The sequence below is a fragment of the Xanthomonas pisi DSM 18956 genome, assembly GCF_001010415.1.
Lineage (GTDB): Bacteria > Pseudomonadota > Gammaproteobacteria > Xanthomonadales > Xanthomonadaceae > Xanthomonas > Xanthomonas pisi.
Genome location: NZ_JPLE01000239.1, coordinates 1 through 341, shown reverse-complemented (window position 1 = coordinate 341; position 341 = coordinate 1). Strand labels below are relative to the sequence as shown.

The following is a 341-nucleotide window of genomic DNA, read 5'->3' as shown; positions in this document are numbered from 1 at the left end:
TCCCCGTTTGGGATAACTTAATTATGCCTTCAGTCGCCGCCAGTAGCAACTAAAAACTATGGCGGCAATGCCACTTTAATTAAACTGATTTTCAGTTTTATTTTTCGTAAATTTACGTCAACATTAACGCGCTTTCAAATCACGGTACACGGTCAGATTCTTCTTAGCACGGGTGATAGCGGTGTACATCATCTTGGAGTACGGAACGCCGCGCAAGATTTCTTCCAGCACGCACACATTGTCCCACTCGCTGCCTTGCGATTTGTGCACCGTGATGACATAGCCATAGTCCATCCCACCAACAGCGCGTTGCGCTTCTTTGCGCACTTCCTGATCAGTAG

General features: G+C 46.9%; 1 protein-coding gene. It reads right to left on the bottom strand.

Going from position 1 to position 341, the window contains the following annotated elements; genetic code table 11:
- Window positions 1-123: 123 nt before the first annotated feature.
- Window positions 124-341: ATP-binding domain-containing protein (locus tag Y887_RS17855; protein ID WP_046965630.1), on the bottom strand; the 218-nt coding region annotated here is incomplete at its 5' end.